The organism is Pedobacter gandavensis, assembly GCF_032678465.1.
Classification (GTDB): domain Bacteria; phylum Bacteroidota; class Bacteroidia; order Sphingobacteriales; family Sphingobacteriaceae; genus Pedobacter; species Pedobacter gandavensis_B.
Window position 1 is genome coordinate 357,646 of the sequence record NZ_JAVTSK010000002.1, and the last position, 11,478, is coordinate 369,123.

10 protein-coding genes are annotated in these 11,478 nt (G+C 37.5%); 6 read left to right on the top strand and 4 right to left on the bottom strand.

From position 1 onward, the window contains the following. Positions 1-173: 173 nt before the first annotated feature. Positions 174-956 carry a hypothetical protein gene (locus R2Q94_RS04610; protein WP_316820268.1) on the top strand — a complete coding sequence of 261 codons (783 nt, stop codon included), beginning with the start codon at positions 174-176 and terminating at the stop codon, positions 954-956. Between the two features lie 85 nt (positions 957-1,041). Here the strand turns inward: R2Q94_RS04610 and R2Q94_RS04615 are convergent, their stop codons facing one another. Continuing rightward, positions 1,042-1,491, bottom strand: a complete 450-nt coding sequence (locus R2Q94_RS04615; RefSeq protein WP_316820269.1) for an SRPBCC family protein — start codon at positions 1,489-1,491, stop codon at positions 1,042-1,044. A 241-nt stretch (positions 1,492-1,732) separates the two neighbouring features. Here R2Q94_RS04615 and R2Q94_RS04620 point away from each other — a divergent pair, with 241 nt between their 5' ends. Further along, entirely contained in the window at positions 1,733-2,920 is a 1,188-nt protein-coding gene (locus R2Q94_RS04620) for a multiheme c-type cytochrome (protein WP_316820270.1), read from the top strand. 24 nt (positions 2,921-2,944) lie between these two features. On the opposite strand, the gene R2Q94_RS04625 is transcribed toward R2Q94_RS04620, so the two are convergent. After that, positions 2,945-3,727, bottom strand: a complete 783-nt coding sequence (locus R2Q94_RS04625; protein WP_316820271.1) for a LuxR C-terminal-related transcriptional regulator — start codon at positions 3,725-3,727, stop codon at positions 2,945-2,947. 402 nt (positions 3,728-4,129) lie between these two features. Here R2Q94_RS04625 and R2Q94_RS04630 point away from each other — a divergent pair, with 402 nt between their 5' ends. Beyond that, positions 4,130-4,849, top strand: a complete 720-nt coding sequence (locus R2Q94_RS04630) for a helix-turn-helix transcriptional regulator (RefSeq protein ID WP_316820272.1) — start codon at positions 4,130-4,132, stop codon at positions 4,847-4,849. A gap of 304 nt (positions 4,850-5,153) precedes the next feature. On the opposite strand, the gene R2Q94_RS04635 is transcribed toward R2Q94_RS04630, so the two are convergent. Together R2Q94_RS04635 and R2Q94_RS04640 are read right to left on the bottom strand one after the other, a co-directional pair. Beyond that, a complete protein-coding gene (locus R2Q94_RS04635; RefSeq protein ID WP_316820273.1) occupies positions 5,154-6,164 on the bottom strand; it encodes a hypothetical protein in 1,011 nt (336 codons plus the stop codon). A 103-nt stretch (positions 6,165-6,267) separates the two neighbouring features. Then, entirely contained in the window at positions 6,268-7,116 is an 849-nt protein-coding gene (locus R2Q94_RS04640; protein WP_316820274.1) for a helix-turn-helix domain-containing protein, read from the bottom strand. 287 nt (positions 7,117-7,403) lie between these two features. On the opposite strand from R2Q94_RS04640, the gene R2Q94_RS04645 reads away from it, so the two are divergent. The 3 genes from R2Q94_RS04645 (at position 7,404) to R2Q94_RS04655 (ending at position 11,458) form a co-directional block, all read left to right on the top strand. Then, complete coding sequence (locus R2Q94_RS04645) at positions 7,404-9,017, top strand: sensor histidine kinase (RefSeq protein WP_316820275.1); 1,614 nt, start codon at positions 7,404-7,406, stop codon at positions 9,015-9,017. A gap of 1 nt (position 9,018) precedes the next feature. Further along, the gene (locus R2Q94_RS04650) at positions 9,019-9,768 is read left to right on the top strand and encodes a LytTR family DNA-binding domain-containing protein (protein WP_316820277.1); all 750 of its coding nucleotides are present in this window, start codon (positions 9,019-9,021) and stop codon (positions 9,766-9,768) included. A 214-nt stretch (positions 9,769-9,982) separates the two neighbouring features. After that, entirely contained in the window at positions 9,983-11,458 is a 1,476-nt protein-coding gene (locus R2Q94_RS04655; protein WP_316820278.1) for a rhomboid family intramembrane serine protease, read from the top strand. Positions 11,459-11,478 lie beyond the last annotated feature (20 nt).

The following is an 11,478-nucleotide window of genomic DNA, read 5'->3' on the forward strand; positions in this document are numbered from 1 at the left end:
TTAAAACATACTATTTTGTCCATTCATGATTATAATTAGCAGCGGATGAGGGCAGCTTAGGAATTAAATCACCTGGGTTAAGTCAAAAACGAATTTGGATTGTTGTAGATCTTAAAGTCTGATTAGTCAATCGGTTAAGTAATTTAAAAGAAATATATTAAAATATAAACATTATGAAAAAACTATTTCCTATTGTCAATGGTATTGCTTTAGTGGTCACAATTGCAGTCAATTATCTTTCGAATTCGGGAATGTTAAATGGGAATACCATGAAGAGTATTTCAGATAAATATTTCAATTATTTTACTCCTGCAGGTTATGCATTTTCGATCTGGGGGCTGATTTATATTGGATTACTGGGCTTCGTATTTTATTCAGGACGGCATCTTTTTAACAAGAAAGAAGAGGATCCGATCCTGCAGCAAATTGGCTGGTGGTTTTTACTGTCCTGTGTGGCAAATTCACTTTGGGTGGTGGCTTGGTTGTACGATTATACAGGATTGTCTGCGTTGCTGATGACGGTGATTCTAATCTCCTTATCTAAAATTGTGATCAATACCCGTATGGAATTGGATGCCCATCCACTGAAAAAGTACCTCTTTGTTTTTTGGCCCTTCGCGCTCTATTTTGGTTGGATTTCTGTGGCATTGATTGCCAACATTGCGGCCTATCTTACCAAAATTAAATGGGAAGGACTGGGAATTTCTGATGTGACCTGGACCATTATGATGGTTGTGGTAGCTGGTTTGATTAATATTCTGATGATCAGCATGCGAAATTTGCGTGAGTATGGGGTAGTTGGTGTCTGGGCAATCTTAGCGATTTCTGTTTCAAACAATAATAACAACGCTCCTCCATCTATTGTTTATACCTGTTATATAGTTGCAGCTGTTGTGCTAGTTTTTATCACAACGAGCGCCCTCAGAAATCGCTCTGCCTCCCTTGAAAAAATGTAGCCTTCAAAATACCATTAAAAGGTAGTCAAAGATTAAAATGGCCGGTACATGACCGGCCATTTTTTATTGAATAGGAACTGCTTCGTTAAGCATCTGGTATTTCAGGTTCTACCAGTTTAATTAATTTCTCAAGGGAGTCCTGCCATCCGAGATAACACATCTCAAGTGGGATCACAGCGGGAATTCCTTCTTGCTGGATGTTTATAGCTGTACCAACCAGTGTTTTTTGGAAAGATACGGAAGTAGTGATGACTCCCGGCATATTAGGATCATCAAATTTATCTGTATACTTTAAAAACTCATTGGGCTTTAGTTCTAGAAATTCACCCGTCCAGGAATGACTATGACCAGTCGTGAAATTCTGAAATGACATTTTATAGCCGCCACCAACCTTTACATTTCTTTCCTGAATAGTGCATAGGAAGCCATATGGGGGTAACCATGCAGCTATTGCGGTGTTGTCGGTAAAAGCACGGTATAATTTTTCAGGGGAGGTCTTGATTACTCTGTGTAAGGAAACTTTGTTGTCTGACATACAAGTTTATTTTTGTGGTTCTACTCTTTTGGCTTTTCGCTTCGCCCGTTTTTTAAGTGGTTACTGCTCCACTATGTTATAACAAAGTTGAAACTAAAAAAGATTATAGAAGGGTGTAGATTAAGACAATTTGCTGGTGAATTTACGTCAGCTGAATGACCTTATCGCAATAAGCACTAGCGGTTTGAATTTTTTTGTTATTTTAGTTAGCAATTGCTAATATTCTAACCAAAGCTAATGTATGGGCCGGAGACGTATCTTCCTGATTTTTTGTATTCTGGCGATTTTTGTGTTTGCGGCTGTGCAGTGTACACAGGTAGAAAGTATAAGTACTGATAGTAGGGGGTCAGGGTATGCAGGAAGTGCTACCTGCGTAAGCTGTCATAAGGACCTTGCTACATCGGCCTTCCATAATTCCCATTTTAAAGCTTCAAAAATGCTGAATAAGCCTAATTCTGCCGACAGCATGCATATACCAGATGGAACATTTATTTTTAATGAAAACACTAAGGTTCAGGTGAAAAATCGTCCTGATGGTTTATATCAGTCTGCGCTGATCAAAGGGATTGATCAAAAAACGGAACATACAGATATGGTTTTTGGTGCAGGAAATAGTGCATATACTTTCGCGTTTTGGTACGGAAACCAATTGATGCAGATGCCGTTAAATTACCTCACTAAGGAACATCAATGGGTAAACAGTCCGGGTTTTCCGGAGGAGCAGGTTTATTTTGGCAGGGCAATCGCTATGCGTTGTTTAGAATGTCATAGCTCATACGCGGAGGTAAAGCTGACGCAGGCTGAGAATTTTTCGATAAAGGAAGAATATGTTAAAAACTCCATTATTGCTGGGATCGATTGTGAACGCTGTCATGGACCAGCCGCTCAGCATGTTAATTTTCATCAGGAAAACCCAACAGTGAAAACAGCCAATTTTATGCCAGCTTATAAAGAACTGTCCTTCTCACAAAGAGTAGATGCTTGTGGGGTATGCCATTCAGGAACAGGCCTTCAAATGTTGAGCCCTACCTTTAGTTTTAAACCTGGGGATACATTAAAAACACTGCCAGAGTATAGTGCTTATAGAGGAGAAGATCCGGATGTACACGGCAAGCAAAAGCAACTGCTGGAGGCGAGTTTATGTTATAAAATTGGTAAGGCAGAATGTATTACCTGTCACGATGTACATGAGGACAAAAAGCCTGGTCTGGCCCTGTATTCCGCTAAATGTATTAGCTGTCACCAGGAAGTGAAACATGAAATGTTGAAAGAAAAAGCGTTACTGGCAAAGAACTGCATTGACTGTCATATGCCCATCAAAGAATCTCATGCAATTTCATTTCAAAGAAGCAATAGCAAGAAGAAGATTCCTTATAAGCTACGGACACACCGTATTGCAATATATAAGGATCTGATTAAGGCTAAATAATAGGTTTTTTTTGAAAGTGGCATCTTATTTCTGTGATTGTCCCTTGTTGTTGACCATATTGACTGCGGCTGTCATATTACAGGCGCCAGTTTTAGCTATGATGTGTTTTCGATGACTTTTTACTGTTTCAATAGCTAAATATAGGTGATAAGCGATTTCTTTTGTGGTATACCCTAATCTTACCAGTTCCAGTACCTGCTTTTCTCTTTCAGTAAGTTTAGTTTGAGCTTCCGAAAATTCCTGTTCATGACACAGCAGATAAGTGCCCGCATCAGATAACTGATGAATGGTCAGATTGATGTGGTTGCTGTGTTTAAAGCCAGTGATGTCTGTACTGTGAACAGATTCAATGGTTGGTTTTCCATCTACAGAAAATCTGATAAAAGTACTCTGCCTTAAAATGTGAACATAATTGTTGTCTGCCGTTTTTACTCTGAGGTTATAGCTAAATCTTATTTTCGGCCGTTGTGCTGCTGGTATACTGTAAAAGTAATTAAAGATAGTTTGATGCAGTTCTTTAAATTTTAGCATGTCTTCTGGATGAATGATGCTAAGTGTAAAATTCAATCCTTTCTCTAGAAAAGACTTGCTGGTATAACCTAAGATATGCTTAACAGAATCACTCATAAAGAGGTATTGCATGGAAGACCAATTGAAAATGCAGGAGTAACCCTGGTTGACCGTGTTTTCTAAATTATCTAAAAGGGGATAGTTTCTTAATAAGGTGATGGATTCAACCTCTAATGGCTCAGGATAACCTGCCAATTGATAAAGATCACTTGTTGTTGGTTTTTGAGAAGCATTCATGTGTTCTTTGGTTAAATCACTTAAATATAAAGAATTGTTTGATTTTTTTCAAGTGATACATTATCACTCTTTTGAGGGATTGTAGGTGGAGATTATTATTTAGACCTTGTAGAAGACTTATTTGTGGTTAAGAAATTTGCTATTGTTGCATAAAGGGGGGATCCTTTATAGCTGATTTTAGGGAGTCAGCTGATTTTAACTATAGTAGGAATATCACTGTATGGTCTGGTATATAGAAAGAAATGCTGGGAGAGGTAAATCCTATTCAAGTATTTTTTTGCCAGGCTATACAGCTTTCCTCTGGTTTGCTTCCGTCTTTAATTGCCAAGGGTAAAATTTATTGAATTTTCCAGGTAAATATCAAAACAAAATGGAGGATTAATGTGATCTAAATCATATCCAATGGACTTAGTACAATCTATTCAAATCGAGCAGGTAGCTTCCCCTTATGCGCAAATGCATGCCATTATCAACCTGGTGATGCAAAGTGAATTTCATTTGAATGAAATTGGTGATTACGTGATTGGTGAAGTCTTAATGGAAGAAGAAGCGTCTATAAAGAATAGCAAAATGAATCGGTTTGGCCTGAAAATTTACGACCAAAACGATTTGGAGATACAGGATTTTTGGCCAGCTTATTTTGAATTCTTTTTTCCACAAGAAGAGAACATTGCTATTGAACCTGATTTGTTCGAAGCTCTTGGGCAAAAGAATCAAAAGGTACATTTCTTTTTTCAACGCAAGATGCCAATCAATAAAACCGATTATAAAGGGTATTTCTCCACTTCAAAGCTTTATTCACCAGAAGGTGAAAATGGGACTTCAATATTATTGCATCACGCTTTTGAACTGAATCAATCCGGACAGGAGCTAAGGAGTGTGGTAAAAGAGGATTTTACTCAGACATATCACACGCGCGTTTTACTTTTGAGTAAGTCTGAAAAGGAGGTGATTAAACTCATTGTTGAAGGTAAAAGTAGTTGGCAGATTTCCGAAATTCTTTATTTATCGATACCTATTGTTAACCACCAGAAAAAAAATATCATTCGGAAGTTAGGGATCAACAATTTGTGCCAGTTAATGAAATTTGCATTGCTGTTTAACCTTGTACAGCCCATCTAACAAATTGACCATTGGTGGCCATTACCACTATCAGTCCAGCAGGTGTTTTTCAAATGCTGCTTTTCCTGTTTTATGGTTTTAGTTTAAGACCAATATAGCATTCAAGCTGTAAAATTTGCAGCCCTGGATTATCTTTTAAAGCGTATTGATATTGAAGAATTGATTATTGCAGTAGGCAAAGCCGAATATAAATTGATCGCCCAAAGACAAACTTCCGAGCTCGACTTTTTATTGCAACAATGGAAATTGCCAGAAACTAAAGTCAGGGTTTTCCTCAATAGAGATCATATTTTAAATGTTTGATCTATACAGTTTCTCTCGCATCTCGATTTGGACGGTCTAATCTGGACCTAATGAAATCTGGAACAAAACAGACCATTAGGTGTGTACGTTTCCATCGGTAACATTTTAAGAAAAAGAACATGGCTGCAAACAGAAATACGCCAGTCCCGATTGCTACTTGAAAGGGGTAGGATAGGAGGTCGTTCTGGGGAATGATCATTGGAACTAATGCAATCGCACATGCTGGTGCAAAGGGCTTATCGACCATTTCAAAGAGAAGAAAAAGACCTGCAAATAAAAACAATACGGTGTAAGCTAATGGCAAGCCTAACCTGGTATGTAAATAATATTGGCTTAAAGTTCCTAGAATGGCAGAAATCAGCATTAAGAAATATACCTGAACAGGGCGGTTTCTAAAGCCTGCAGAAGAAGAACTGAATTCTATAAACATAACGACCAATGGTGGTACTATAAAATAAAGTTTACCGATAGATAGGGGAATAAAGGAGATGAGCAATAGCGTAAGGAGTAAAGAAGCCCATTGCATTGGACTGTGCTTATACGGTCCTTTTTTGGTCTCGAATATAATAACCTGACGTAATTTGGAGCGCTCAAGTAGCCATTGTCCTGAAACTAACAAAATACACATCATGAAAACAGAAAGAGGGTAAATCAGCGATGTTGTTCCCAACATCACCGGCAACATTGATGCGGATGTTATCGGGATTAAAGTACTGCGTGTGATACTGAGGCAAAATGAAGTAAAAACAAAAGACAAGGCAATGTTGGCAAGTAATGGGAGCGTGGAGTAACGAACCAGCAGTACGCCAAAGAGGGCACAAATTGTCATTAATAATACCAGCATTGGCCTTCTGACTGTCCAAATTTTTTTATCAATCACCCAAAAGCCAAATACGAGTGCTGCCATTTCAGGAAATAAAATTTCTGGTTCTGCCAACCATTCTGAAATTCCAGCCATTAAGCAAATCATGAGTAGCGCAAAGAGGTATCTGATTAATTTTAGTCTATTCATCCCATTCCAAACTAATGTTTTCCAAACTGATGAAAACATACTTCAATATATAGGGTCAAAATTAACAAGATTACAGGCTCATGGAGATGGACAAACAAGTCTATTATCTGGACAGATTTGCTACAATGGAGATTCCAACCTGCTCACGAAAAGCAGTAGGACTAATTCCTGTGTGCTTCTTGAAGTATCGGCTAAAGTAATTTTCATCGTCAAAATTTAGTTCAGCAGCAATCTCTTTCATACTTTTATAGCTGAGATGGATTAACTTTTTGGACTCCAGAATTACCCGGTCATGAATCAGTTCTGAGGGTGTTTTCAGAAAGACCTGTTTGCATAACTTTGAAAAATTATTAGGTGAAATGGCCATTCGGTCAGCATAGAATGAGGGCTGTCTTTCTTTATGAAAGTTGCTTTCTAACAATCCTTTAAACTCCATAATGGGGTGGTGTCTGTTTAGTTCCTCATCGATGATGTTGTCGTTCGATTTAATTTTGCTAGACAATGCCAGGATTAACTGCAAATAAGCTCTGGTTACTGCTGCAGAATAACTACCATTGTTTTCAAGTTCGGGGATCAGCTTTTCTAAAATGTAATTCAGATCGGCATAATCATCCATTTCAAGATTCACAAAAGGTTTTTGATATATGTTATTAAATAGAAGACCATTACAGGCAACTTCTTTTTTATGGTACTCTATGCAATAAAAATCTCCATGAAACTGAAGCATCCGTGCTTCAACAGGCCTGGGGGTATTAAAGTAAATGATTTGATATGGGGTGGTAAATAGGGCAATTTTGCCTTCAAAAGTATATTCTACCAGATCCACACTTACTTTACCGGTTCCATCCAGAAAGATGATGTTGTACATAGCTGAACCTCCGAGTTGATTGATGTAACCGGTGTTGCAGTCCTGTACGATACAATCCTTATAATGGCTTTGCTTTTCATTCATTCTATACGAAGATAAAAACACTTGAGGAGAAAACAGTTGAGATTCCTGTTTTTCATTAAGGAGGAGATGGAATAGACAATGATTTGTTTTTAACAAAATGCAAAAGCGCCCGATGCTATGATCGGGCGCTTCCATTTTTTACCTGGTTTCAGCCGGTACATCTCGAAATTCATTAACAAATACTGCACAAAACCATACCTCTGCTATTTCAAACATTGCGTTTCCTGTTTTATGGTTTTAGTTTCGCTATTATTGCAACAAGTTTGATGAAAATTAAACTTCATATTATGAAACGAATCATTTTCACACTTCTCAGCTTCATTATTACACTAACTACCGTAAATGCACAAAAAGGCATCAATTTTTCCCGGAGCTACGCTGCCGGAGGTAAACTACTAATGTGTGTAGATAGTTCAGCCAAAAATGTATTTTACGGAAATGTATTTCCTAATCAGCCTCGTACCTCATTTAATTATTTACCTGAAGTCAACAATGTGAGTATCCAAATCTATTTTAGAAAGGATATAAATATTGCGCACTATCGCTACACAATTTTGGAGAATAACAAGCCAATAGTAGTAAACAAGCCGATCAACCTGGCGCAACTGAAGGATGTCGACAGGGGGGACGAAGAAGTATTCCGCTCTACCACTCTTGGGATTTTTCCTATTAAAGGCAAAACTATAACAACATTAATTTACAGCATCGAAAATCCTCTTGATGTTGATAAAGCTGTTTTTTACGGAAAGCCCATTCCAAGGGCAAAAATCAAGGGTTTTTCAAAGCGCTTCAAAACTGATATCGGTGTTGATTACAGCTGGATAATTGACCCAAAAGAAAGAACAAACCTTGTTTTTACCGAAAAAGATGAGGAGCTAACGCTTGTAAAAGACAAATCAGATATAGACTATCTCTACTACACCTCCATAAAAGATAAGCAAACAAATAAAATAATCTTCGAATCAACTGCGTGGAAATATGGTGGCGTACTTGAAGACCATGAGTTTTTGCCTAATGTAAATATCGACAAGAACATTTTCAAAAAATCAGGGGATTATGAAGTAATTATTCAGCCACTGATTAAATGGAAGGGATGTCTTGACTGTGATATTTCAGCAAAAGATATAGAAAAATATACCACCAGACATATGCTTTCTATCACCTTAGAGGATGAAAGTTATACCCAAAAAGAACTTTTCATATCTACGCTTATCGTCGCATTTGCTATTGGATTGGCCTTTCTTTTGATCCTTTACTTCATCAAAAAAAGAAACAAAAAGAAGCTGGGAGAAGAGGAGCAGCAAAAAAATATGGCAAAGCTTCAACTTAACTCCATCCGTTCCCAGTTGAACCCTCATTTTCTATTTAATGCCCTATCCGGGATTCAAAATTTAATGAACAAGAATGAAATAGACAATGCCAATAAATACCTTTCTAAATTTGCCCGGTTAACTCGTAACGTGCTTGATGATAAAGAACTGATCAGTTTGTCACAAGAGAAAACTTTACTAGACGATTACCTGCAAATGGAGCAGTTGCGGTTTGGTTTTGTTTACGAAATTAATCATTCCACAGACTTGGATCTGGATAATACAGAGATACCGAGTATGCTATTACAACCTTTTGTTGAAAATGCGGTGAAGCATGGCATATCGCAAAAAGCCAACGATGGGAAAATTGTAATCACATTTAATCAGCAGGCAAATGATTTGGTTCTGACGGTTTCTGATAATGGTGATGGATTTGATACAGGGAAAAAGTACAATGGGTTGGGGCTGGCCTTAAGCAACAGTAGAATAGCACTCTTGAATAGTGTTTATAAAGAAAATCGCTTTACCTTAGTGATACAATCGACTACTAATGGCACTAAAATATGTGTAACATTAACCGATTGGCTGTAATATGATGAGAGCAGTTTTAATAGATGACGAAATTTCCAACTTAGAAAACCTGAGGACATTGCTAGAAAAGCACTGTCCTCAGGTCACGATAGTTGCCACAGCGCAAAATGTAAATGATGCGATTGATACAATAGAAGCTCATTCGCCTGATTTGGTATTTTTGGATATTCAAATGGGTAAGCAAACAGGTTTTGATGCACTAAAACAACTTCCCATCCGTAATTTTGAGGTTATTTTTGTGACCGCTTACGATCAATATGGGATACAAGCTGTAAAATTTGCGGCCTTAGATTATCTTTTAAAGCCGATTGATATTGAAGAATTGATGACTGCGGTAAATAAGGCCAGTCATAAATTGGCCACACAAATACAAACCTCGCAACTCGATTTTTTACTGCAGCAACTAAAAAAGCCAGAAACGAAGGGGAGTAAAATTGCGTTACCGATGCAAAGCGAGATCAGGTATGTTACTTTGTCGGAAATTATACGTTGTGAAGCAGACAATACTTATACCCATTTCTTCCTTTCAGGTGACGAAAAAATATTGGTTTCTAAATCACTGAAAGAATATGCAGACTTACTTCGTCCCAACGGATTTTTAAGAACTCACCAAAGCCATTTGGTAAATCCTAAATACGTAAAAAGTTGGCTAAAGGAAGACGGTGGTGTTTTACTCTTAATGTCTGGAGAGAAGATACCCATTTCTAAACCCAACAAGGACACTGTAAAACAAGCCTTGCAACAGCTATAAATGACTAGATTTTAATGTCCTGATATCAGCAGTTTATGATGAGCTTTCCAGTGATGGATACAATATAACGTACATTGATCATGTCGCTCAGGTCAATGCCCTCTCATTGCTAAGTAAGTGCGTTTAGCTGTAATTGGACTTAAGTTATCATTAAGATTTACTGCGATTATAGAAAATTAAATTACTTTTGTAAAACATTGATCGCTCTCAAATTATGGCAGTAGGCTTTATCCCTAGGTACAACGACGAATTCCCTTTAGCTGACTTAACACAGCAACAATATATTGCACTCGGCATCGAAGCGGCAAAGTCTCTTGGTTGGGACATCGTTTATACAAGTAGTGCAGGGTTTAAAGCATATACAAATAAAAACGCTTTCTTCTTAACAAATCAGCTTATAAAAGTTGTAATAGTAGCCAATAATGTAAGAGTTGAAAGTTTTTCTTTAGGAAACGAGATGTTCGATTTTGGTAAAAATAAGAAGAACATTAAACAACTGATTTCTGCTATTGAGGAATTAAAACCGAATTTCAATCTTGAAGAACTGGAGTTGAAATATGAAGCATTAACCTTGGTTGCTGATGAAGATGATGAGCTTACCCAGGCGCCAGCAACAGCAGCCCAAAATTTCAAAAGCTTTCTTTCTATTTTCGTTCCTGAAAAGGGATACATTGTTACCCCTGTTTTGCTCAACTTAAATTTACTGGTTTTCATCCTGATGGTATTGACGGGGGTAAGCGCTTTTGATCCGGATGGTGAAAGTTTGATTAGATGGGGAGCAAATTTTAAACCGATAACAACTGCCGGTGAGCCTTGGCGCTTGCTGACCAATTGTTTTTTGCATATAGGAATTTTCCATCTTTTGATGAACATGTATGGCCTGGTCTTTATTGGAGCAATATTAGAGCCTTATTTAGGTAAGACTAGATTTGCTGCGGCATATTTTCTTACTGGTATTGGTGCCAGCGCAGCTAGTTTGTGGTGGCATGATATGACCATAAGTGCCGGTGCTTCTGGTGCTATTTTTGGCATGTATGGTGTTTTTCTGGCTTTGTTGACTACAGATTTTATTCATAAGGATATGCGTAAAAGTTTGTTGACCAGTATCTCGGTTTTCGTTGGGTATAATCTATTAAATGGAATAAAAGGGGGTATAGATAATGCGGCTCATATTGGAGGTCTTCTTACCGGGCTGATCATGGGTTATGCTTTGATCCCTAGTTTAAATAAGCCTCATGTGTTTAAGCTGAAATTAAATACCATCTTGTTGTTAACGGTATTCCTATTCTTCACATCATTTATGGTATATAACCAATCATCTTATGATTTTGCAAAGTATGAAGCTAAGATTAACGCATTTGTTAGAAATGAATCTCAGGCCATGGAAGTTTATTCATTACCTGCGGATGTGTCGGAGGTTGAGTTGATGTACGAAATAAAAGATCGTGGAATTTATTACTGGAATGAAAACATTAAACTTGTAACAGAATTAGATAAACTTTATCTCCCTGAATTGATCCACAAAAAAAATGAGGCCCTCATAAAGTATTGTGAACTTCGCATTAAATGCTATGAGTTGATGTATAAGGCTGTTGCAGAAAGGAATAACGAGAAATATGATGCAGAAATAGAAAAGTTAGGTCAGCAGATAGATAATATGCTTAAGAAGTTGAACGGGGGGACTGAGTAACACGATCAAAAAAAGCGCCC